A 24,140-nucleotide genomic window follows, 5' to 3' on the forward strand; every position below is an offset into this window, starting at 1 on the left:
TACCTCCAATTTTTTCAAAACACCCATTATTTTCTCGAAATTTGCGCTAAAGTTGTGCATATAAATTAAAGTGTCGTTACTTCAATTTACTGCTATTTAGTAGTTTGCACAACTTTCTTCAAATGCACCACGGGTTATATATAATAAAAAATGCAACCATAGAGCTACCCCTAACCCTATAATTGCATTTTTCAATTTTTCGCTAAAATTTAAGTATTCCCCTTACTTTTTTAGCCCTCTTCGACGGTGTTAGATTTAGTGTAAATTACGATTTCATTACCTCATCAACTGCTTCTGGAAGTATTGTTTTCAATCTTATAAGCTGTGTTGATCTAAACCTAAACTCTGTATAAAATAACCCATCGTCTTTTGATTATCGATTACATAAGCAAAGATACATCAAGATGGCTTTCATGCGTAAAAACCGTAATAGCTCTTTTTTATTTTTTCTATAAAAAACATTATAAAATCGACATAAAACACAAAACATACACTAAACACTAAAATCAGAAGTCTTTTTCCTACTTAATGTTTTCGGTTTTATGGGGAAATTCCCCCCTTTTTCATAGAAACACACTCAAATACATTTTAATATCTTGAATATAAATCTCATATCTCTCTTCTTATTTAATACAAAATAAAAATGGTCATCATTTCTTCAAAATATATCATACATTCTTGAATGCATTTAATAAAAAATATTAAATACAAAGAAGTCATATTTGTTAAAAGCTTTACTACTTTATTTTTCCCTATCAGATAGTAATTATTCAGGTAGTTATATAACGACCAATGCATTCATAAAGCCATACCCCATTTGACTTTACAAACACATTGATCATATGCTAAAATTTAAGTATTCCCCATATACTTTTCATCTAGCTTTGTAAAAAAACACATTTGTTATTTCTTAATAACTTAACTTTTACATTGTAGCAATCTTACCCCTGATAGATTGCTTTGTTTTTCTTTGACAAAGATACAGCACTACTCTTCTTTAGGTTTAAAATAGAAAATGGTTATTTTCATTTTTTATATAAAAAAGCTCAAAAAATCGAACAAAAACACAAAAACAATCATTAAACATTTTAATTAGTAAGTTTTTTCTTTCAAAGTTACTCTTTAATTTTAGGGGCTTTTCCCCACTAATTTTAGAACACATCCTATTTTACCAAGGATCAATCTCAAAAATTGTGTGAATACTATTTATTAATAGTCATCCACAAGCTACCATTATATTCACTATATAATTTATCTTGAGAATCCTTTTAAATTTTAGATTCAATCCAATTTATCTCTCATCTCTAATCATTCTTTATTTATAAAAACACAATAATTACTCTTGTTTATTCATTAGTTCAAGTATAGTTACAAAAAAAGCCTTTGTAAAATCACAAAGGCTTTATATTCTATTTCATTTAGCAGAAATGCTATGGTATATTTAAATACTTATGTGTTTGTAATGATACTTTCCATTTAGGATTGTTCATCACATAATCAACAATCAGTGGTACCATTTTATCTCTCACACTCCATTCTGGTTGTAAATATAGTATGCAATCTTTATTTACCTTGGCAGCTTGTTCTTCGGCAAATTTAAAATCACTCTTGTTATATACAATCATTTTTAACTCATGTGCCTTATCATAAATTCCTTCATGTGGTAGCTTGACTTTCTTAGGTGATAAACATACCCAATCCCAAGTTCCCGTCATGGGATAAGCTCCAGAAGTTTCTATATGCGTTTTGGCTCCTTTACTTCTAAGGGTTTCTGTTAAAATTGTCAAATCCCACGTTAAAGGTTCTCCTCCTGTAACTACGACTACATCACTATATTTTACAGCATTATCTACAATAATGTTAGTTGCAGTAGGTGGATGCAGATTTGCATCCCAACTTTCTTTAACATCACACCAGTGACATCCTACATCACATCCTCCTATTCTAACAAAATAAGCTGCAGTACCTTTATAATATCCTTCTCCCTGAATCGTGTAGAACTCTTCCATCAAAGGAAGCATTTTTCCCTCTTCTACTAATTTTTGTATACTCTCTTGCATAAGTTTGCAAAGGTAATCAACAATACATAACTTTCAATAAGTTATCCTTAATTATTTTGAGCGTGCAGCCACGCATTCTATTTCTATTTTTGCACCTCTTGCCAATCCTTTGGCAGCAAAAGTGGTTCTTGCAGGTTTTTGTGGAAAATATGTTTTGTAAATTTCATTAAACGTTTTAAAATCGTTTATATCTGCCAAAATCACTGTTGACTTTACTACATCTTTCATTTCTAGATCATGATGTTTCAACACAGCTTTTATATTTTCTAGAGTCTGTTTAGTCTCTGCTTCAATACCTCCTGTGACTAATTCTCTTGTACTGTGATCCATTCCTATCTGTCCAGATAAAAAGTAGATATCTCCTACTTGTACTGCATCAGAGAAAGGTGCACTTTGTTTTTTTGATTCATGCGATTCGTGAAAAGTAACTTCGTTTGTACTTCCAGTACAACTCATTATGATTACGCTCAAGGCTAACAAAATTCCGTAACTAATTTTCATAGATTCTTTTTTTAAATTAATACTACAGTCTCTTTTTAATGGTAATATTTACACTTTATCGATCATTATCATTAAAATCAATTCATTATTTCAATACCACGACTAAGATTCTTATTTTTATCCAAATTTATTATACATATGAGTAAAGATCAAGCATTTTTGGATCATATCAATTCTGGTTATCAAACTAAAGGAGAGTTTATCACTTTGGGAGCAGCTATGCATGAAGGAAAAACTATTACAGATGCACATGTAAAAGTTCCTTTAAAAACATTAAACCGTCACGGCTTAATTGCTGGAGCTACTGGTACCGGAAAAACAAAAACACTTCAAGTTCTTGCCGAAAACTTAAGTAATCAAGGTATCCCTGTATTGTTAATGGATTTAAAAGGTGACCTCAGTGGTCTTGCTGCTGCAAGCGAAGGTCATCCAAAAATTGATGAACGTCATGAGAAAATCGGAATTCCTTATGCTCCTAAAAAGTTTCCTGTAGAAATATTATCTCTATCAGAGCAAGATGGAGTGAGATTAAGAGCTACTATAAGTGAATTTGGTCCTGTGTTATTGTCCAGAATTCTCGATCTTACTGCTACTCAATCTGGAATCATTGCTATTATTTTTAAATATTGTGATGATAATAAGCTGCCTTTATTAGATTTAAAAGACCTAAAAAAAGTAATTCAATACATTACAAAAGAAGGTAAGAAAGAAATCGAAGAAGCTTATGGTCGAGTATCTACAGCTTCTACAGGTGCTATTCTTCGTAAAATCATCGAACTAGAACAACAAGGTGCTGATCGTTTTTTTGGAGAGCGCTCTTTTGAAGTGTCAGATCTACAACGCATAGACGAAAACGGCAATGGTTTTATCAATATCATACGATTAACAGATATTCAAGGTAAACCTAAATTGTTTTCTACTTTTATGCTTAGCTTATTAGCAGAAATCTATAATACTTTTCCAGAACAAGGAGATAGTGATCGCCCAGAATTGGTATTATTTATAGACGAAGCACATTTGATTTTTAAGAAAGCTTCTGACGCATTATTAGAAGAAATCGAAAGTATAGTTAAATTAATTCGTTCAAAAGGTGTAGGATTATACTTTGTTACTCAAAACCCATCTGATGTTCCTACAGAAGTTTTAGGTCAATTAGGTTTAAAAGTTCAACATGCTTTAAGGGCTTTTACAGCCAAAGATCGAAAAGCAATTAAACTTACTGCAGAGAATTATCCTATTTCAGAATATTATGATACAGCAGAAACTTTGACTTCTCTTGGTATAGGTGAAGCTTTGGTATCTGCTCTTGACGAAAAAGGTCGACCAACTCCATTAGCTGCAACGATGCTTAGAGCTCCAATGAGTAGAATGGATGTATTAACGCCTAACGAACTCGAAAACTTGATCACTAATTCTGAATTGATCAAAAAATACAATGAAGAGGTTGATCGTGAAAGTGCTTATGAATTGTTGAATCAAAAAATAGAAAAAGCTGAAGCCGAAGAAGCTAAAGCTGCTGCAAAAAAAGAACGTGAAAAAATAGAACGTTCCTCTACTAGAAAAAGTTCTCGTTCAAGAAGTTCGTCTAGCACAACAGAAAAAGCTATTGTAAAAGTTTTAACTAGTGCAACATTTATTAGGGGTGCTTTAGGAATATTAAATAAATTATTACGTTAATCGTATAGCTATTATAATTAAACCATCAACATGAAATACATTTTTTCAATACTCACTGTAGCTACACTATTGGTGAGCTGCCAGAAAGAAAACAACCTAAAAAACGATCCCTTTTTAATTGCGCAACACAAAATAGGGAAACTAACTAATACGGTTCAATTATATCAATTAGATTCTATATACAAACAAGATTCTATTGTAAAGAGAATTGCTGGTGATGAATTTTTAAACACTAGCAATCAGATCGATATTTATGATAAAGCTGGTAACAAATTACTTGTTCTTGAAGCAGAACATGAATTTGATTCTACTTCTACTATTAAAAATATTGAGGTAATTGATACTCGTTTTCATACTGAAGGTGATCTTAAACCTAAAGGATATTTTATCGATATTAAAAAGAACTATCCTATTTCAAAAATCAATAACACATTAAGCTCTGCTGTAGTGTTTGTTGATAGCATAGGCGCTTATTTTACTATCGACAAAAAAGAATTATCTAGTGAATATAAGTTTGATACCGATATTAAAATCGAAGCTGATAAAATCCCAGATTCTGCTCGTATCAAAAACTTTTGGATCACTTGGGATAAAAACCATTAAGAACAAATGGCTATTAAGAAATATACAATTCAAGATTCTCCTTTTGTAGTACCTACTACAGACGGAAAAACTATTAAAGAACATTTTGGTAGTGCTACAGATGGTAATACCCAAATTAGTATTGCTCATATGATTGCTCCTCCTGGGTGGAGTGAACCTCATCAGACTCCAGAATTTGATGAATATACATTTATCATTAAAGGAAAAAAAAGTATTGAGATTGATGGTGAACTCGTCGAAGTTTCAGCAGGGCAATCGATCAAGATAGAAAAAAACACACGTGTACGTTATGCTAATCCATTTGAAGAAACTTGTGAGTATTTAGCTATTTGCTTACCTGCTTTTTCTATTGATAAAGTACATAGAGAATAAATTCTTCTGTTTATGAAAGAATTAATGAAAAAATACCTTCCACTACTCGTCGGGAGGTATTTAACTGTTTTACACAAATTATTTCCAGAAAAAGCCTTAAAAATGGCTCTTTATCTTTTTTGTACACCTCAAAAAGGAAAAACTACCGAAATACAGAATGAATACCTCATTCCGTTAAAGGATTTGTATATAGATTTTAAAGATATCAAATTGCAATCTTATCGGTGGGAAGGTGAAAAAGAAACTGTTCTTTTAATACACGGATGGGAAAGTAATTCGCATCGTTGGAAAACCTTGGCCGAAAAGCTTAATACCATAGGCTACAATGTTATTGCTGTTGATGCTCCTGCTCATGGCAATTCTACTGGAAAACAAATCGATATGCCTCTTTATACAGATTGTATAGAACATTTGATTTCTATTTATAAACCTGCTATCATTATAGGACATTCTATGGGTGGTATGGCTACTTTATATCACCAATATAAATACAATAATGCTTCTGTAAATAAGATCATTGCTCTAGCTGCTCCTGCAGAACTAGAAGGTCTTATGCAACGTTATCAAAACATACTGGGATTCTCTTCTACTTTTATGCAGGATTTAGAAGCTCATTTTATGGCTATTTATGGTTTTAGATTCACCGATTTTTCTATTCCAAAATTTATCCAACAACTATCCTTAAAAGGTTTAATTGTTCATGACATAGAAGATGATATTATCCCGTATCAAGCAGCTATAGCTATTTCACAGGCATGGAAAGATGCTATTTTAATTACAACTCAAGGGCAAGGTCATTCTTTATTTGCTCCTCAAGTCGATGAGGATATTATATCGTTTATACAAGAGTAATTAGTACTTCTCGATATAAAATTATAGCACTTCGACAAGACTCAGTGCCTTGAATTTTATAAGAATCGTACTTTCAATATGAATTATTTTTTTCGTTTTGATTGTTACAAATCGATTCTTTTTAATGTACTTACTCTTCTATTATTCCCACTCGTGTTTTAAAATCGAGTAAATAGCGACATCTATAGGTTTCCCCTCTTTGATTTCACATGCTCGCATGGTTCCTTCGTGTGTAAAATTGATTTTGGACAATGCATTTCTGCATTTGGTATTATCACTTACTACATAACCTTCTATACGGTTAAGTCCTAATACAGAAAATCCATATTCAAATAGTTTAGGCATGACTTCTTTCATAATCCCTCTACCCCAAAATTCTTCTAGTAACCAGAAACCAATTTCTGCTTTTTGATGTTCTTTTTCTCTTCCGTTAAAACCACCTGCTCCACAAAACTGATTTGTTTCTTTATCTACTATACTCCACCATATCCCAGTTTCTTCTTTAATCAAACTAGCATACCAATCCATTTGCTCTTGTGTAGCTTCTAGTGTAGGAAAATGTACATCATAGTACTTTGTTATTGCAGGATTAGAAAGTCCTTTATGTATGTTTTTAATATCAGATGCTTCAATTTCTTTTAAAATAAATCTATTCGTTTCCATTATATATTGATGTATTCTCTAATTTCAAAATAAGGATATTATATATATTACTAATAGAATGATTCCACATGTAGGAAAAACATAATTCACTATTACTCTTGAATATTCTTTATTATCCTTTTTAAACTTGTTAAGTTTAGTTTTTTTATTCGATCTTATATTTTTTTTAACTGAACTATATAACCTCTTTTTCAATTGATAAACTAATTCTTCACGTTTAGCATATAATAAAGTTTCTATATCAATACTATTCTTTTCTGTTTTTAAGCTTATTATTTCATAAAAAGAAAAATTATTAGTTGTAGCTATATCTGTAGATCCTTCTTTAATATCTTTCCACTTTAAAAGTATTTCTCTCTTGAAAAAATATTTTATTAAAAGATGTTCCTTTGTTACTATAATATTAGATATATTTCTAAATGCAAAATAGCTCCATAAAATACTTAAAGGCAAGCATATTATTGCCTTTATACTAAACAAGAAATAGCTCACATATAGAAATATTAATATTCCTATCAAATTTAATCCTACATAAGAATAATTTAATTTACTTTTATATACAATCTTTCTTCTATTAGTATTCAATCTTTACTATGCTTTTTTAAATTTTCTTACCATTAATGCGAGTAATACCAATCCTATTCCCACTCCGGTAAAAATTCCTTTAAAAAAATCTGGTAAGCTTATGTATTTCGATAATATTTGGGTCAATGCAATTCCTAAAATTCCAAAGACCACTAATTTAAGTTGTGTTTTTCTTTTAGTAGTCATATCAAAAATATTAAAGTATTGTATTGATAAGTATCTTATTTACTGTTTTTGTTACCATAAAACTACTATTTTTAGTGAAGAGTGGAAAGTTATTAGTAATACTATGATACTTTTAATCTTTCAGATTTTCTACTTAAAATGTAGTTCTTTTTTTGTTTTTAAAACAAATACTTGTATTAAACCATCTATTTTTATATTTATTTCATTTTTTTTAACATATATTTATACATGTTAAAAACAATAAATAGTTAGTCATGAAAAAACAATTATCAACATTAAAAAACTTTAAAAAATTATCAAATACTGAACAAAAACAAATAAATGGTGGAATTAACTTCCCTTACATAGATGTTTGTCATGTAACTTCATCTGTAAGAGCCACGCTTGATGCTCAAGAAGGAGGTTATGATGAAGTTACTAGAAATACTCTATACAATGAGTATTATAGTGAATGTATTCATGGATAATTGATTATTCAATTTAGTAATGATATCTCCAAAGAAGTACTTTTTAATACTTCTTTGGAGATTAATTTTTATTTCTCAATCATTGCTGAGTCTACTAATTCTTTTGATAATTCATTCTTATTTTTAATTCCAAGATTCTTTAATTTTGTTGCTTGTAAAACTAAATTATCATTTCCTGTAGACATTTGTTTATATGCTTCATTATATTTCCCATGAGCTTTTTCTATGTATGAGCCAACTGACTCTAAGTTTTTCACAAAACCTGTAAATTTATCATACAACTTAGCTCCTCTATTTGCAATTTCTATAGCATTTTGGTTTTGATACTCTCGTTTCCATAAATCTACTATTAACTTTAATGCAGTTATCAAATTAGTAGGATTCATCAATAAAACTCTCTTATCGTAAGCAAAATTCCATAAATTAGAATCTCCTTGCATTGCTGCTATATACGCAGGTTCACTTGGTATAAACATTAATACAAAATCAAGTGCTTTATCATAATCATCATAAACTTTGATTCGATCCAGTATTGAGAATCTCATCCTTATTACTAGCTATTTTTCGTAATAAAGTAGTAGCTTTGCCCTTTATTAGTACAATTAACAGCATGTCGGATATACAACTTACAAGACTCAATAAATATTTAAGCGAAGTAGGCTATTGTTCTCGTAGAGAGGCAGACAAACTTATCGATCAAGGTCGAGTGACTATTAACGGTGTTGTACCCGAAATGGGAACCAAAGTTGCTCCCGATGATATCGTAGCTGTTGATGGTGTAGTTGTTACACCGCCTAAAGAAGAACATGTATATCTTGCTTTTCACAAACCTGTAGGGATTGTATGTACTACAGCTCAAAACGAAAAGGATAATATTATTGATTATATCAATTATCCTAAACGTATCTTCCCTATTGGTCGATTAGATAAACCTAGCGAAGGGTTGATTTTTTTGACTAGTGATGGTGATATCGTTAATAAAATTTTACGTGCTCGTAATAATCACGAAAAAGAATATATCGTAACGGTTAACAAATTGATCAATCCAGATTTTATTCGTAGAATGGGAAATGGGATTCCGATCTTGGGTACTATAACCAAAAAATGTGAAGTTGAACAATTAAATAAGTACGATTTTAGAATTGTACTTACACAAGGGCTTAACCGACAAATTCGTCGTATGTGTGAGTATTTAGGATTTGAAGTAGTTCGCCTAAAACGTATCCGTATTATGAATATTTCACTTGACGTTCCTGTTGGTGAATGGCGTTATTTTACAGAAGAAGAATTAGATACCATCAATAGTAATACTGCAGATTCTGATAAAACAGAAAATGCTTCAAAAACCACTTCGGGTAGAGCTTCTAGAACTCCTAGAAATGCTAATCGTTCTACAACTCGAAAAACGAATACAAGAGGTAAATCACAAAGAAATTCACGCGGTTCTAATACTTCTAGAAAAAGAAACAATCGCTAAGATTCTTCACTACTACATATAGATCGCTTTATCCTTATGGGTAAAGCTTTTTTGTTTTGTAATATGTAAATAGCACAAAGTCACGACTATCGTGGTATGGCAAAAAACAAATCGTTAATTTAATTATAATTAGCATGTTGTCTTTGCATAATGTTTTCTAAATACAGTAATTTTAGATTGCTATACTTAGAAAAATATTATTATGAATACTCAATTATCACCTTTTCATCTAGCTATTCCTGTACATAATCTCGAAATAGCACGTCGTTTTTATACCGATATTTTAGAACTTAAAGAAGGTCGTAGTAGTGAACATTGGGTAGATTTTGATTTTTATGGACATCAATTGGTCATCCACGAACAAGAAAAATCTGAAAGCTCAACAGTGCATCATGCTGCTGTAGATCAAAAACAAGTCCCTATTCCGCATTTTGGACTTGTATTACCTTGGAACTATTGGGCTGATTTTGTAGCGATGCTTACTTCAAAAAATGTTTCTTTTGAGATAGCTCCTTATATTCGTTTTAAAGGTAAACCTGGTGAGCAAGCCACCCTGTTTTTTTATGATCCTAGCGGGAATGCATTAGAATTTAAATCCTTTAAAAATCCAGGATCGCTCTTTGACAAATAGCACCCAAAACTACTAGTAAACAAATAGTTAAGAGTTTTTATTATATTTAGTATCACACAACAAACTTAATTTTTGTGTGATGCTATCATTTTTTCACCCCATAATATTGATTCTTATGAAAAAAAGCTCACTATTTTTTTACATCCTTTTTATTGCCCTCTTTACCCATTGTGGTGTTCCTCAAGCCGATTATGATCAACTAAAAACCGAAAACGAAAAACTAAAACAAGAAATTGCTAATTGTAATCTTACTCCTAAGCAATTACTAGAACAAGCAACTTCGTATTTTGATGCTTTAGAGTATGATAATAGTAAGGAACGTCTAAGCTTTTTAATTGATAAATATCCAAATACTCGAGAAGCTAAACAAGCTAAATCTTTTTTAAAGAAAGTAGAAAAAGAAGCTTTTGAAGCTACAGAAAAAGAGATCACAACCGAAGATCACAATAAAAAATATGCCGAAGCACTTACTAAGATGAGAAAGCGTTATGATATCGATAAAAAAATCACTTGGTATTATGATAAGACTTCGCCTAAATTTAATAACGAAAATGGTTTTTATGCCTATCTAGGTAAAAAAGAAAAACACAAACCATGGTTAGGTTTTGCTATCAATCATTTTTCTAAAAAATGGCTCTTTATCGAGCGTATAGAAATTACTGCCGATGGTAAATCTTTTATTATTGAAGAAGAAAAACCAGGTGAGTTTAAAGCTAATGAAGAAAATGATGGTAATCGCGAATGGATTGATCGTATCATTAAAAAAGACCAAATGGAACTATTTAATACGATTGCCAAAAGTAAATCTGCAAAACTCAAGTTTATAGGGAAAAACGCTTCTACAACAAAAACGATTACTACTGCTCAAAAAAAGGCTTTTGCAAATATTCTAGAACTTTATAAAATGATGGGAGGTTCTATGTAATCTCAATTTTCTTAATGATATTACTAAATAACCGAAAAAATAACTAGTTGTTTTTTTCGGTTATTTATTTCTTTCCTAAGTTAATTTTGTATTTTATTGCTCTTATGATTTTTGATATGGAATACGCAACAATTATAGCGCAACAACGCTCTTTTTTTAATACTCATGCTACAAAAAAGGTTTCTTTTAGAATTCAACAGCTTAAAAAATTAAAAGCTTGTATACAACATAACGAAACGCTACTCTTTGATGCGATCTACAAAGATTTTAAAAAATCTGATTACGAAACTTATGTTTCAGAACTTTCTCTCATTTATCATGAGATTGATTTGGCTATTGCCAAAGTTAAAAAATGGAGTAAACGCAAACGGGTTCTTTCTAGTCTTGCTAATTTCCCTTCAAAAAGCTATATCATTCCAGAGCCTTTGGGATCTACTCTTATTATAGGTGCATGGAATTACCCTTATCAACTTTCTTTGGGTCCTGTTGTAGGTGCCATGGCTGCTGGATGTACAATTATTTTAAAGCCAAGCGAAATTGCAATGCACAGTGCTCAAGCAATGCAACATATTATCAATACTACTTTTGATCCAGAATATTGTACAGTAATTCTAGGTGGTATAGCTGAAACCTCTGCTTTACTTGAACATAAATTTGACAAAATCTTTTTTACAGGAAGCACTCATGTAGGAAAAATTATTTATCAAGCTGCTGCAAAACACCTTACTCCTGTTACATTAGAATTGGGTGGTAAAAGTCCTGCTATAGTTACACCGCAATGTGATATCGCCATGACTGCAAAGAGATTAGTTTGGGCCAAGTTTCTCAATGCTGGTCAAACTTGTATTGCTCCAGATTATATCATGGTTCATGAAGATGTACATGATGCCTTATTAGAGGCACTGATTACACATATCAAAAAAGCTCAATATACCATTGCCAATAAAAACTATACCCAGATCATTAATGATCGTAATTTTGATCGTTTGATTCAATATATAGATGCTTCTAAAGTTGCTTTTGGTGGGTCTTATGATCAAAAAGAACGTACTATAACTCCTACCTTACTTACTGCTATTACTTTTGATGATACGGTTATGCAAGAAGAAATCTTTGGTCCTATTTTACCTATATTAAAATATACATCTATAGATACCGCTATACAACAAATACGCACTCTAGATAAACCATTATCTTGTTATGTTTTCACAAAGAATACTGCTTTAAAGAATAAAATTCTTAACGAAATTTCTTTTGGAGGTGGTGCTATTAATGACGCTGTAATGCACATCACAGAATCTCGATTACCTTTTGGAGGTGTGGGTAATAGCGGAATGGGGAACTATCATGGCGAAGCTGGGTTTGAATCTTTTTCGCACTATAAAGGAATTTTACAAAAACCTTTTTGGCTAGAACCTAATTTAAAATATGCACCTTATAATTCGACAAAACTAAACATCATAAAAAAACTCTTAGGTTAAGACTAAGAGTTTTTTTATGCTATTTTATGCTTCTAGCATTGCTAGGATTTTCTGCTCTACAGCTTCACTATTCCAGCAATTTTCTATGTTGTCCATTTTCATGATTTCATCCATAATTCTCGCTTGCTCATCTCCTATATTTAAAGCTTCGCTATATGGTTGATGAGAGAAGGTTACTCTAGAATATAATGGCAACCATTTCTTTGGATATTTATCTGCAAAATGCTTTTCTATTTTCTTTCTCAATAAAAATTTATGGTCAGCAGTTTTACTACTCATTTCCATAAAATTGCGATAAGAAAGTTCGGCTATTGCATCTGCATTAGGTTTACGTTCTTCTTGGTATTTTTTAAAGATTACTTCCCAATCTTCGCCTTCGTATTTTTCTAGTAATTCGATTAATATCGAAATATCTTCAAAACCAGCATTCATTCCTTGTCCATAAAACGGAACAATTGCATGGGCAGAATCTCCTACAAGTGCCACTTTATTCCAATATGTCCATGGGAAACATTTAATTGTCACCAAAGCACTTGTTGGATTATTTGTAAAATCTTCTACTAATGTAGGCATTAGTGTTAACGTATCTGGGAAATATTTTTGCCAGAAAGCCATTAATTTTGTTTCGTCTGTTAATTGCTCAAAAGAGTGTTCACCTTCATGAGGCATAAATAAGGTACAGGTAAATGTTCCATCAAGATTAGGTAGCGCAATTAACATAAACTCTCCTCTAGGCCAGATATGTAATGAGTTCTTATTGAGTTTATGTGTACCATCTTCGTTTGCTGGTATACTTAATTCTTTATATCCAGTATTTAAGAATTTTTGTTCATAGTCAAATCGACTACGTCTTTGCATCTTATGCCTTACTCTAGAAAAAGCACCATCACACCCAAAGATATGATCAAACTGGTATTCTTTCCATTCTCCTTTTTCGGTTTCTCCCGTATATAACTTAGCTTCTGGAAGGTTGATATCCCAAACTTTTTCTTCAAAACGGAATTCTACACCAGCTTCTTCGGCTAGGGTAATCATTTTTCTGTTTAAAACCCCTCTAGAGATAGAATATATTGCTTCACCTTCTTCTCCATAATATTGGTAATATTCTTCTTTACCATTTACATGCATTGCTCTTTTATCCATTGCAATGGCAATAGATCTAACTTCTTCACCTATTCCTATCGCATCTAAGGCTCTCCAACCTCTAACGGACATTGCTAAATTTATAGATCTTCCGCTAAATTTTATATTTCTAATATCCGGTCTTCTATCAAATACCGTAACTGTATACTCTTTTTTACGTAAGTAAATAGCCAGCAACGATCCTACAAGTCCACTACCTACAATGGCTATATTTTTTTTGTGCATAGTATATATAAGCTTAGCTGTGATTAATGCTTAGTAATCACTCTGCTAAATTTTGTTTCTAAATTATTTGGGGAAGCTAATTTAATGATTAAATCTCAATCTACATGGGTTCTAGCCCTATAAGTCTATAAAGACCTCATCTCCCAAATATTTTTCATATCTTAATGTTAGTTCAATTATAAAAATTCGACTGTTAAAACATGGTTAAAGAGTTTAAAGAATTTTCGACTAATGCCGTTTTTATAGCGGGTACAGAAGTTATTTTGGATGGTTATACTTCGTCTAAAGAATTAGGGCTATATACCTTTATTAGAACGACTACCGTAGCTGCTCAAGTAATTATTGATGGAGTGCCTATAACTCTTTCTCCTAATCAAATAGTTTCACTTACTCCTAATCAATATTTTCAATTTGTAACAGGAGAAAAATTAGTGGTCTATCAATTTAACCGAGAATTTTATTGTATTAAAGATCACGATAAAGAAGTGAGTTGTGTAGGTATTCTCTTTTTTGGAAATACCGCTATCTCTTCTGTAATACTAACAGAAAACGAAGCTCATAAGTTTTGTTTGCTTCACGAAATCATAGTTGAAGAATTAGATACTGTTGATACTATTCAAGCAGAAATGCTTAGAATTTTATTAAAGCGTTTTATTATTAAAACTACTCGACTTATTAAAGAACAAACTCAGGTCGACCATATTTATAGCGATAAATTAGATGTATTGCGCAATTATAATTTTTTGGTGGAGACACATTTTAGAAAAGAACACAGTGTAACTTTTTATGCACAGCAATTAAATAAATCTCCCAAGACATTATCGAATAGCTTTTCTGAATATAAAAAAGGGCCACTACAAATAATTCACGATCGTATTATATTAGAAGCAAAACGTTTATTAACCTATACTGATAAGTCGGCCAAAGAGATTTCTTATGAATTAGGTTTTGAAGATGCTTCCCATCTAAGTCGTCTATTTAAAAAACATACAGGAGTTTCACCTTCTGCATTTAAAAAGAGTATACATAATTTTTAAAAAACTAACATAAAAACAATAATACCATGAAAAAATATCTACCTCTGATCTTGCGTATTGCAGTTGCTATAATTTTAATACAGACTTTACGCTTTAAATTTACAGCTCACCCAGATAGTGTTTATATCTTTAGTAAAGTAGGTCTTGAACCTGTGGGAAGAATTGGTATAGGTATCGCCGAGCTTATTGCAGGTATTCTTCTTCTAATCCCTAGAACAGTATGGTTAGGAGCTACACTTACTTTAGGAATTATAGGTGGTGCTATCATGATGCACTTAACGCAATTAGGTATAGAAATAAAAGGTGATGGCGGTGTACTTTTTTATACTGCTGTTGTAACTTTTCTACTTAGTGCCATTATCTTATGGTTATACAGAACTTCAATTCCGATTATTGGAAAACGTTTTTAAAATTTTAGATTCATATCATATTTCGCAAAAGCCTTCAAATAATGAAGGCTTTTTACTTATATACAACCTTTCATTTCTTCTGTTTTATCAAAAAACCACAAAAAGGGAAAAATCGACAAGCCTAAAGGAAAAAGCATCATTCTTAAACAGTTACTACGATCGTAATTTTACACCGTTGATTAAAACAATCACTACTAAATAAAAAACATGACGATAATGGAAAATAGTATTGAGAAAAATTTAAAGCATGTACATGAATTATTAGCAAAGGGAGCTTTCATTGAAGCTATGGACTTATACTTACATGATCAAGTAGAATTAAGAGAAGCTAATGGCGAACCTAAACAAGGAAAAGCCTTTAACTTAAAGTTTGAGCAAGATTTTATCGATAACAAGTTAGAAGAGTTTGTTCGCTATGACGTAAACAATTATGCTGTTAATGGTAATCATTCTTTTTATGACGCTGTAATGGAATTAAAGTTAAAAGATGGTAGTACTATGCTTTCTGAACAATCTGTTGTTACAGAATGGAAAGATGGTAAAATCTATAGAGAACGCTATTATCACGCCTAGTTTTTTACTACTAAAGAAAAATTGACAAGTGCTCGGGAAAAAATGGCATTTTAAGCATAAAACATCCTTCTGATATTTGCACTGTCATTAATTGATAAACATACAACACAACAGATCACACAGAAAAAAATAATTAAACACAACATTATTATGAGTAGAATAAATGTACCAACAAAAGCAGAAGTTTCTGCTAAGAATCAAGAGATATTTGACAATCTAGAAAAAGGATTAGGATTTGTACCTAATTTATATGCGACTTATGCGCATAGTGATACTGCTTTAGAAAACTATTTAGCATTTAGCGGAGCAAAGACTTCGTTATCTACAAAAGAAAAAGAAGTAGTAAACTTAGCTGTAAGTCAAGTAAACAACTGTATTTATTGTTTATCTGCGCACACTGCTATCGGAAAAATGAATGGATTTAATGATGAGCAAATCCTTGAATTGCGTGCAGGGAAAGCTTCTTTTGACAATAAATTTGATGCTTTGGCTAGATTAGCAAAAAACATTACAGAAAATAGAGGTAAGACAGATCAAGATGTTCTAGATAACTTCTTTAACGCTGGATATAATAAGGCTAATTTAATTGACACAATTTCATTAGTAGGAGATAAAACAATCTCAAACTATATCCATAGTACAACTCAAGTGCCTGTAGATTTTCCAGAAGCACAACCACTTTAAACATTAACAATTTTATTAAATATTATTTTAAACATTAACTTAAAGAAATCATGAAAAAAGTAATCGCATTATTTGTATTGGTATTAGGATTCTCATTAGCTAGTTCGGCTCAATCTAAAGTAGTTACTTTAGAGCAAACTAAAGGAGAGTTTACTCAAAAATCAATTACATTATCTGAAGGAACTTACACTTTTGAAATTTCAAATAACGCTGTAGGTCATGATATCGGGTTTGTTTTAGTACAAAAAGGAAAAGATATTTCTAATCCAGCAAACCACATTAAAAATGCTTATGTAACTAAACCTGTTGGAAACAATTCTAAAGGTACTTCTAAGCAAGTAAAACTTAAGAAAGGTGAATACGTATACTTTTGTCCATTGAATCCAACATCTACGGACAATACTCTTATTGTAAAGTAATCTCCTTTACAATTATTAACTTACTATTAAAAGACTATTCTTAGGAATAGTCTTTTTTTATGCCTATTATTTATTCTAAAGTCTTCTTAATTAACTGTTACTGTGCTTCGCTTTTTACTATGTTTGCGGATACTAAAAAAAGTATCCAACCTATGAAAAAATTATTATTTATCTGTAGTTTATCCTTGTTATGTGCTGCATGTAATACAACTATCAAAAAAGAAGAGAAAATTGTAACTCCTACTCCTAATATCAAAGAATTAACTATTCCAGAAAAAATTGCTAAAGCCAATGGTTTTGACCAATGGAAAAATGTAACCGAAATTCAGTTTGCATTTAATGTAGACCGTTCTGGAAAACATTATTCTAGATTATGGAAATGGAAACCTAAAACAAATGATGTTACGTTAATTACAGAAAAAGACACTACTGCATACAATCGCAATCAAATAGATAGTCTTGCATTACAAGCAGATCGTGGTTTTATCAATGATCGTTATTGGTTGTTAACTCCTTTTAATCTTGTTTGGGATCAAGGAACAACTATTACTACAGAAAAAGTGGCTACAACTCCTATAAGTAAAAAAGAAATGCACAAGCTTACATTAACCTATGGTAATGAAGGTGGATATACTCCCGGAGATGCATATGATTTTTATTATAATGATCAATTTATTATCCAGGAATGGGTATTTAGAAAAGGGAATCAACCTGAAGCTTCTTTAACAACTACTTGGGAAAATTATCAAGATTTTAATGGTATTAAGATTTCGCTATCACGTAAAACGGCTGATCAAAAATTCCATTTATTCTTTACTGATGTAAAAGTTATAACTACACCATAAAAAAAGGGCTTATTGCCCTTTTTCTTTTTATTTACTTAAAATTCCTTTTTTGAGTATCTGTCCAAAATGATACATATCTTCATAAGAACAATACAATGACGCTGGTGCTAATCGTATTACATTAGGTTCTCTCCAATCTGTTATCACTCCGTTTTTCATCAAATATTCAAAGAGTTCTCTACCTTCTCCATGAAGAAACACTGATAATTGTGTTCCTCTCTCGTCTTCATTACTAGGTGTAATTACCTCAAATGTACTATCAACTTCTTTATCTATTTCTGATAAAATAAATTCTAAATAGGCTACTATTTTTTTTCTTTTGGCTACAATAGCATCCATTCCCACCTCGTCAAAAAGTTGTAAAGAGGCTAAATAAGGTGCAATAGATAATATAGGTGCATTACTCAATTGCCATGCTTCTGCATTAGCCATAGGTTCAAACTCAGGTTTCATCAAGAAACGAGTTTCCTTTTTTGTTCCCCACCAACCTTCAAATCTCGGAATATCTTTCTGGTTATGGAATCGTTCATGTACAAAATACCCTGAAACATTTCCTGGTCCGCTATTCATATATTTATAACTGCACCATGCTGCAAAATCAACATCCCAATCATGTAATTCTAGTTTGATATTTCCTGCTGCATGTGCTAAATCCCATCCCACAAAAGCACCAACATCATGTCCTGCTTTTGTGATTGTTTTCATATCAAAAACTTGTCCTGTATAATAGTTTACACCACCTATAAGTACTAATGCACACTCCTCTCCTACTTGAGCTATAGTATCAAGAATATCTTCTTTTCTAAAATTATGTTCACCTGGACGTTTTTTTATTTCAATTATAGCATCCTTAGGATCATAGCCATGAAACCTCACTTGGCTCTGCAACATATATTGATCACTAGGAAAAGCTTTTTCTTCACAGATAATTTTATATCGGTTTCCTTTTGGCCTATAAAAAGATACCATTAATAAATGTAAGTTTACAGTTAGCGTACTCATTACACTTACTTCTGATGGTTTTGCTCCTACAATTTTACTTAAAGGCTCTGCTAAACGTTCGTGATAATCCCACCAAGGTTTCTCTGCATAAAAATGTCCTTCTACAGCCATTTCTGCCCAATCTTTCATCACTTCATCTACATAGATTTGCGTATTCTTCGGTTGTAAACCCAATGAGTTTCCTGTAAAGTAAATAACTTGTTTATCATTTACTTTTGGGAAAAGGAATTCATCTCTATATCGATTTAATGCATCTGCTGCATCTAATTCTTTAGCAAAAGCTTCAGTATTTTTAAATTGCATAGGTATAATTTCGTCCAAAATATTCACTCAAATGTAATCATTACTTAAGGTATCTCGCAAATATCTATATTATTTTACGCAAATCGTTGTAATAATTTCGTGACAATATCCTTGTTCACTTTCATCTTTTACAATAAACTTTTTATCCTTAAAAAGGAACTCTTTTAATAAGAGTTGTCTTCTTTTTTTAATTGTTGATAAGAAAACTTTTCTACTAATTTCATTTTGTAAGTCTATTACTAATTCATTGTCATCATCTGCAATTACGATATATTGAGGAATATTATTTTCTTTAATCCAAGTATCTAAATCTTGTACGATTTTTTGAATTTCATTTTTGTTGATATTCCAATGCGCGACAGAGAGAATTACATTCTTGTAAGAAATTCTTGGAATATATCTATAATTAGTATAGCTCCCTAAACTTAAAGTCAAAGCTCCATATAAGTTTTGCACTTGTAGACTACCTAAAAAATTATATATCGGTAATGATTTGCCATGAGAAAAGTGATGTGCATTAGAGAGGTATGGAACAATTTCTTTATTCAACTTTTTTGAGAATATTACAATACGATCATTATCCAACTTGATATACAAATCATCTATAGGTAATTGTTTATCTACAGGTAATGTACTAAATGCTAAATATGGTATTTCATATTCACGTTGATTCTCTCTTATGGTGATATTTCCTAATCTATCTTGAGGTAAATGGGCTATTTCGGCATTTATTTTGGTTTCATCTTGCTCTTTTTCAAAAATAGCTTGTATAAGTGAATGGAATTCTTCGTCTACATGTCCAAATCTTCCCATTAGTAATGATGCTGTAGGTCCTGCAAATAGGTCCATAAATATTTGTGGTTCATCAGATTCATCAAGGACTTTTATCATTCCTGCCATTGTCTTCGGGAACTCTTCCCAACTCTCTTCAAGTCCTTCTAGAATTTCATCTGTGATTACAATTTCATCTTTGTTATTTTTTAATGCTTCTAAGTACAGATGCTGTAAAATAAGTTCTGGTCGATTATCTTCAGGATGTTTTTCATTCTTATTACTAAACATTATTTCAAAACCTTCAGTCAATGGAGATATGTCATAATAACTAGCATCTACGTTTTTGTCAGAAAATCCTATACCACTTTCTACATCAAGTGCTAATGATAATGGTATCAATCGATCTTCGTATCTGTTATAAAATCTTTTCTTAAATTCTGTAAGTCTATCATTAGGTCTTTTAAATTTCAACTTATTTAAAACACTTAAACCTTTCTTTATGCTATCTAGTACTTTTGAATCTATATGATTAGTAGAAGTTGTCACAACTAAATCACTTTGTAGTAAGTATTTTTCGTTAAACTGAACTTGGTTTGCCTTAAGGTTCTCATGCAGTTCATTATAAATGATTAAATCATTATTAAATGTATTTTTATCTAATGATTTTAAAGTCGTTTCAAGATCATACAACCATTCGTACTTTTTTATTCCTCCTATTTTACTTAGTACCCGATTAAAATAATCTACTCCAGTTACTGTTGGAGATAATTCACTTATCAAAATCTGATTATCTATCAATTCGTGTATAAATTCGGTAGCATTTTCTTCTGTAATCTCATCATCAATAATCAAAGTAACCAATTCTTTAATAGATGCTCCATTTTTTGCTGTCTTAATTATCTCTTCTAGATAAGGATTTACTTCTACTGAAGATAAATAATGTGTTCTATCATTATTATTGTATTTATACTCTATATATCTATAGTCGTACCCTATTTTTGATAAACTACTATTTGCATAATACTTTATATGTGTTCTTATTTGATCATCATGATCAACATTTTTGATTAAAGAACAAATAAAGTTCATATCAAACCTACTTTTTCTTTTATACGCTGTTGATGGTTTTAATGCTATCGAAGTATTATCTGAAAATGTACCTATACTGCATCCACTAAAAAGTCCAAATGGGGTACTTCTAGATGCCATTCTGATCACATATTTTGCTAAAGAAATTATTAATTTTTCTTCTATGTCTTCATTCTTTTTATTTTCAAAATTCCTTTTTAGCTCTCGATAAAACTCTGGAGAAGATAAATAAATAGCTTCTTGAATTTCTTTTTTATCGAATATTTCACGTAATTTATTTACGGTCAAACCATCTGTTTTTAAATAATTTAACAGTGGAATTCTCAATATATAGCGGTCTAAAAATTCGTAGTTTTTTATATTTTTCATTATATATTTACTAGTAATTATTGTTCAAATATATTTTTTTTACATATTTTTGGGAAAAATAATTGATATTCTTTTGTATGAAAAGATCTTTTTTTTTGGGCAGTGAGTGGTTATATTACAAAATATATTCTGGACCGATTACTTCAGATATTATATTAAAAGATCATCTTTATCCCTTAGCCAAAGATGCTTTAAATTCCAATTTAATTTCAAAATGGTTTTTTATTCGTTATAAAGATGATGACTTACATATACGTGTACGATTTCGATTAATAGATATTAAAAATATTGGAGTATTAATTGATAAAATACATACAACATTAGCTCCTTTATTAGAAAACAATTTAATTTCTAAAATCACAAACGATACTTATCATAGAGAATTAGAACGTTATGGTACGACTTGTATCGAACATACAGAAACATTATTCTCTCACAATAGTAATATTATTTTATGGATGTTATCGAATATAAATCCAGAGCATCAATGGATATATGGAATGAGAGTTGTGGATACTATTCTAGACTTATTTGAATATAACCCTGAAGAAAAAAAGGAGTTTATAGGAATGCTTAATCATTATTTTGGTCAAGAATTTAACGTTGATAAATGGAAAAAGAAACATCTAAGCTCTAAATATAGACAACATAAAAAACTTATAGAACAAGCATTTAATCAAAAAGGTCATACGACAGCATTTGAAGAAGTTTTAACTCATTTTAAAAACAGCTGTAGTGATACAGTTCAACAAATATTAGCTCTTTTAGAAAGAGATAAACTTGAAGTAGACAATTATTTGGCCAGCTTGGTACACATGCATTGTAATAGATTGTTTAGATCAAATCAAAGGTTAAACGAATGGTTTTTTCATGATCTATTATTCCAATACTACAGAAGTCATCTAGCTAGGCAAAAATCAAAACAAAAATTAAATGCTTAACTAATTAAATCATTCATATTACAAATCAAAAATAAATTCATCAGTGCAAAACCCTACTACAGTAAATACTATTAAAAGAATCCCCTTTCTTTTAATTCCCTATATAAAAATTGAATAAAAAGCTATCGATAGAGGAGTATATCGAAAATCCTTAATAGAGTAGATAAAACTTTAAAAATTTAAATCATGTCAAAACTAAAATTAAACAAAAAAACACTTTCTATCTTAGACAAAAACCAATTAGATGGTGTTAACGGAGGACAGGCAAGACTAGAAGCAGAAGCAGGTCAATTTACTTCTTTATTCAGTTGTAAAAGAACAAGAAGAAACTGTTGTGATAGACCTGATTATACATCAGGATGTCTTACTTGCTAATCTCAATTAAAAAGAATCTAACTCTTTAATAAGAGTTAGATTCTCTAAGCTTATTATTTTTACAAAATGAATATACATTATTATGAAAAAATAGATACTTATCTATATAATAGCGCCTATAAAATGGCATCCCCAACATTCAATAATGATCTAGGAATTGTAATTTACTTTGCATCAAGATATAAACATTCAAAAGATAACTCTTTAAAAGAAAAAGCTATTACTTTATTAGATAAATTCATTGAACAATTTGGTGAATATGATTTTCATAAAGGTATATTAACCGGTTTTGAAGGTGTTTTTTGGTCTATAGCATATCTAGAAGAATGCGGTATTATCGAAAATGCCGATGATTATCTTTCTGATCTAGAGCAAGAATTAATAACTTCTATTATATATGATATCAAATCTGATAATTTTGAATTATACTATGGATTTACCGGAAAGTTACAATATTTTCTTAATTCAAAGCATTTATCAAATGAAACTATTGTTACCTTAATCAATTCTGCTATTGCTTCTTTATGGAATAGCAAAATAGAACATGAAGGGCAATTTTATTGGTTAGATCCCGAGAGAAAGGAAGAACAAGAAATAGTAGATTTAGGTATTGCTCATGGAATTGTAGGTGTATTAACTTTTTTAACACGTTTAAAGGAATTAAACTTTAAGAACGATCATATTTCACCATTACTTTCTGGTATCTTAAAAACAATTTTAAACGCTACACATACAACAAAGGGAGATTGTGCTTTTCCAAGTATTTATAGTATTAAAAAAGAAAATCAATATCTTAATGTTTTTGATTCTAGATTAGGTTTTTGCAATGGTGATTTACCTATTGCCTATGGGTTATATTATTACGGTGTTACCTTTAAAGATGATTTTATTATAAAAAAAGCTCAAAAAGTTACTGATAGAATTATCTGTAGAGACATCACAAACTCTTCTTTATTACATCTCGCTGATCATGACTTCTTTGATATAGGTTTTTGTCATGGAATTAGTAGTATTTGTTTTATATTATCAAGAATTAGTCAATGGTATAAACAACAACCTATATTAACAACTCGTTTACAATACTGGAATAACGAATTACATAGAAACACTTTAAAAGTCATCGATACTAATAAACCTGTCACTTATTATAGTAGATTTGTTAAGCACGATTCAAAATTTAAACTTGACACTACTTCTTTTTTAGAAGGAGTAACTAGTACAGGATTAGTTAATTTAGCCATTGAAAATAACGATTATAGTATTGGTAATTTTCTAGGATTATATTAGTTTTTTATCATGTAACAACGCTATATAATATTTATTATTATTTTATCTACTATCAATAAAATTATTTATAAAAAGAGTCTGCCAAAATTATTAAATGAGTAGACTCTGATTATAACTAAATACTTTCAACTCTAATTAAATACATTTAAGTTTACCTCTCTATAGAATTGTAAAAGAACTAGAA

The 24,140-nt window shown here is 30.5% G+C and carries 25 protein-coding genes and 1 pseudogene; 18 read left to right on the forward strand and 8 right to left on the reverse strand.

From position 1 onward, the window contains the following. Positions 1 to 1,430: 1,430 nt before the first annotated feature. Together ACYEKI_RS20190 and ACYEKI_RS20195 are read right to left on the reverse strand one after the other, a co-directional pair. Complete coding sequence (locus ACYEKI_RS20190; RefSeq protein ID WP_459213024.1) at positions 1,431 to 2,060, reverse strand: 7-carboxy-7-deazaguanine synthase QueE; 630 nt, start codon at positions 2,058 to 2,060, stop codon at positions 1,431 to 1,433. Between the two features lie 51 nt (positions 2,061 to 2,111). After that, a complete protein-coding gene (locus ACYEKI_RS20195; RefSeq protein ID WP_459213025.1) occupies positions 2,112 to 2,561 on the reverse strand; it encodes a RidA family protein in 450 nt (149 codons plus the stop codon). Positions 2,562 to 2,699: 138 nt separating this feature from the next. Here ACYEKI_RS20195 and ACYEKI_RS20200 point away from each other — a divergent pair, with 138 nt between their 5' ends. From ACYEKI_RS20200 to ACYEKI_RS20215, 4 genes are read left to right on the forward strand one after another with little or no spacing between them, the layout of a single operon-like run. Then, positions 2,700 to 4,238: a helicase HerA-like domain-containing protein gene (locus ACYEKI_RS20200; protein ID WP_459213026.1), complete on the forward strand. Its 1,539-nt coding sequence runs from the start codon at positions 2,700 to 2,702 to the stop codon at positions 4,236 to 4,238. A gap of 30 nt (positions 4,239 to 4,268) precedes the next feature. Beyond that, complete coding sequence (locus ACYEKI_RS20205; protein ID WP_459213027.1) at positions 4,269 to 4,841, forward strand: hypothetical protein; 573 nt, start codon at positions 4,269 to 4,271, stop codon at positions 4,839 to 4,841. 6 nt (positions 4,842 to 4,847) lie between these two features. After that, entirely contained in the window at positions 4,848 to 5,213 is a 366-nt protein-coding gene (locus ACYEKI_RS20210) for a cupin domain-containing protein (protein ID WP_459213028.1), read from the forward strand. Between the two features lie 12 nt (positions 5,214 to 5,225). Continuing rightward, entirely contained in the window at positions 5,226 to 6,065 is an 840-nt protein-coding gene (locus ACYEKI_RS20215; protein WP_459213029.1) for an alpha/beta hydrolase, read from the forward strand. Between the two features lie 141 nt (positions 6,066 to 6,206). Here ACYEKI_RS20215 and ACYEKI_RS20220 read toward each other — a convergent pair whose 3' ends face one another. Then, the gene (locus tag ACYEKI_RS20220) at positions 6,207 to 6,728 is read right to left on the reverse strand and encodes a GNAT family N-acetyltransferase (protein WP_459213030.1); all 522 of its coding nucleotides are present in this window, start codon (positions 6,726 to 6,728) and stop codon (positions 6,207 to 6,209) included. A 591-nt stretch (positions 6,729 to 7,319) separates the two neighbouring features. Then, positions 7,320 to 7,499: a hypothetical protein gene (locus tag ACYEKI_RS20225; RefSeq protein WP_459213031.1), complete on the reverse strand. Its 180-nt coding sequence runs from the start codon at positions 7,497 to 7,499 to the stop codon at positions 7,320 to 7,322. A gap of 254 nt (positions 7,500 to 7,753) precedes the next feature. Here ACYEKI_RS20225 and ACYEKI_RS20230 point away from each other — a divergent pair, with 254 nt between their 5' ends. Next, on the forward strand, positions 7,754 to 7,966 hold the full coding sequence (locus ACYEKI_RS20230) for a hypothetical protein (protein ID WP_459213032.1): 213 nt from the start codon (positions 7,754 to 7,756) through the stop codon (positions 7,964 to 7,966). A 68-nt stretch (positions 7,967 to 8,034) separates the two neighbouring features. Here the strand turns inward: ACYEKI_RS20230 and ACYEKI_RS20235 are convergent. Continuing rightward, positions 8,035 to 8,484: pseudogene (locus ACYEKI_RS20235) on the reverse strand (DNA recombination protein RmuC); the annotation flags it as partial. A 92-nt stretch (positions 8,485 to 8,576) separates the two neighbouring features. Between ACYEKI_RS20235 and rluF the strand changes: the two are divergent. From rluF to ACYEKI_RS20255, 4 genes are all read left to right on the forward strand, one after another. Next, positions 8,577 to 9,443, forward strand: coding sequence for a 23S rRNA pseudouridine(2604) synthase RluF (gene rluF, locus ACYEKI_RS20240; RefSeq protein WP_459213033.1), 867 nt, complete (start codon positions 8,577 to 8,579; stop codon positions 9,441 to 9,443). Positions 9,444 to 9,645: 202 nt separating this feature from the next. Beyond that, positions 9,646 to 10,074 (forward strand): VOC family protein, encoded by a 429-nt coding sequence (locus tag ACYEKI_RS20245; protein WP_459213034.1) that lies wholly within the window; start codon positions 9,646 to 9,648, stop codon positions 10,072 to 10,074. A gap of 115 nt (positions 10,075 to 10,189) precedes the next feature. Continuing rightward, entirely contained in the window at positions 10,190 to 10,999 is an 810-nt protein-coding gene (locus ACYEKI_RS20250; RefSeq protein ID WP_459213035.1) for a tetratricopeptide repeat protein, read from the forward strand. 116 nt (positions 11,000 to 11,115) lie between these two features. Beyond that, positions 11,116 to 12,480 carry an aldehyde dehydrogenase gene (locus tag ACYEKI_RS20255; protein WP_459213036.1) on the forward strand — a complete coding sequence of 455 codons (1,365 nt, stop codon included), beginning with the start codon at positions 11,116 to 11,118 and terminating at the stop codon, positions 12,478 to 12,480. A gap of 24 nt (positions 12,481 to 12,504) precedes the next feature. On the opposite strand, the gene ACYEKI_RS20260 is transcribed toward ACYEKI_RS20255, so the two are convergent. Then, positions 12,505 to 13,848, reverse strand: a complete 1,344-nt coding sequence (locus tag ACYEKI_RS20260; protein WP_459213037.1) for an FAD-dependent oxidoreductase — start codon at positions 13,846 to 13,848, stop codon at positions 12,505 to 12,507. Positions 13,849 to 14,048: 200 nt separating this feature from the next. Here ACYEKI_RS20260 and ACYEKI_RS20265 point away from each other — a divergent pair, with 200 nt between their 5' ends. From ACYEKI_RS20265 to ACYEKI_RS20290, 6 genes are all read left to right on the forward strand, one after another. Then, complete coding sequence (locus ACYEKI_RS20265; protein ID WP_459213038.1) at positions 14,049 to 14,885, forward strand: helix-turn-helix domain-containing protein; 837 nt, start codon at positions 14,049 to 14,051, stop codon at positions 14,883 to 14,885. 26 nt (positions 14,886 to 14,911) lie between these two features. After that, on the forward strand, positions 14,912 to 15,295 hold the full coding sequence (locus ACYEKI_RS20270) for a DoxX family membrane protein (protein WP_459213039.1): 384 nt from the start codon (positions 14,912 to 14,914) through the stop codon (positions 15,293 to 15,295). Positions 15,296 to 15,511: 216 nt separating this feature from the next. Beyond that, on the forward strand, positions 15,512 to 15,868 hold the full coding sequence (locus ACYEKI_RS20275; RefSeq protein WP_459213040.1) for a hypothetical protein: 357 nt from the start codon (positions 15,512 to 15,514) through the stop codon (positions 15,866 to 15,868). Positions 15,869 to 16,018: 150 nt separating this feature from the next. Then, the gene (locus tag ACYEKI_RS20280; protein WP_459213041.1) at positions 16,019 to 16,552 is read left to right on the forward strand and encodes a carboxymuconolactone decarboxylase family protein; all 534 of its coding nucleotides are present in this window, start codon (positions 16,019 to 16,021) and stop codon (positions 16,550 to 16,552) included. A 50-nt stretch (positions 16,553 to 16,602) separates the two neighbouring features. Further along, on the forward strand, positions 16,603 to 16,971 hold the full coding sequence (locus tag ACYEKI_RS20285; RefSeq protein WP_459213042.1) for a cupredoxin domain-containing protein: 369 nt from the start codon (positions 16,603 to 16,605) through the stop codon (positions 16,969 to 16,971). 152 nt (positions 16,972 to 17,123) lie between these two features. Further along, the gene (locus tag ACYEKI_RS20290) at positions 17,124 to 17,816 is read left to right on the forward strand and encodes a hypothetical protein (RefSeq protein WP_459213043.1); all 693 of its coding nucleotides are present in this window, start codon (positions 17,124 to 17,126) and stop codon (positions 17,814 to 17,816) included. 27 nt (positions 17,817 to 17,843) lie between these two features. Here the strand turns inward: ACYEKI_RS20290 and kynU are convergent, their stop codons facing one another. Both kynU and ACYEKI_RS20300 read right to left on the reverse strand, forming a co-directional pair. Next, positions 17,844 to 19,121 carry a kynureninase gene (gene kynU, locus ACYEKI_RS20295; RefSeq protein ID WP_459213058.1) on the reverse strand — a complete coding sequence of 426 codons (1,278 nt, stop codon included), beginning with the start codon at positions 19,119 to 19,121 and terminating at the stop codon, positions 17,844 to 17,846. 69 nt (positions 19,122 to 19,190) lie between these two features. After that, positions 19,191 to 21,353 (reverse strand): lantibiotic dehydratase family protein, encoded by a 2,163-nt coding sequence (locus ACYEKI_RS20300; RefSeq protein ID WP_459213044.1) that lies wholly within the window; start codon positions 21,351 to 21,353, stop codon positions 19,191 to 19,193. Between the two features lie 77 nt (positions 21,354 to 21,430). Here ACYEKI_RS20300 and ACYEKI_RS20305 point away from each other — a divergent pair, with 77 nt between their 5' ends. The 3 genes from ACYEKI_RS20305 (at position 21,431) to ACYEKI_RS20315 (ending at position 23,956) form a co-directional block, all read left to right on the forward strand. Then, entirely contained in the window at positions 21,431 to 22,294 is an 864-nt protein-coding gene (locus tag ACYEKI_RS20305; protein WP_459213045.1) for a thiopeptide-type bacteriocin biosynthesis protein, read from the forward strand. A 186-nt stretch (positions 22,295 to 22,480) separates the two neighbouring features. Next, positions 22,481 to 22,669 carry a class I lanthipeptide gene (locus ACYEKI_RS20310; protein WP_459213046.1) on the forward strand — a complete coding sequence of 63 codons (189 nt, stop codon included), beginning with the start codon at positions 22,481 to 22,483 and terminating at the stop codon, positions 22,667 to 22,669. A gap of 123 nt (positions 22,670 to 22,792) precedes the next feature. Further along, a complete protein-coding gene (locus tag ACYEKI_RS20315) occupies positions 22,793 to 23,956 on the forward strand; it encodes a lanthionine synthetase LanC family protein (RefSeq protein ID WP_459213047.1) in 1,164 nt (387 codons plus the stop codon). The last annotated feature ends 184 nt before the right edge of the window (positions 23,957 to 24,140 follow it).

It is taken from the genome of Aquimarina rhabdastrellae (genome assembly GCA_947387485.1).
Classification (GTDB): domain Bacteria; phylum Bacteroidota; class Bacteroidia; order Flavobacteriales; family Flavobacteriaceae; genus Aquimarina.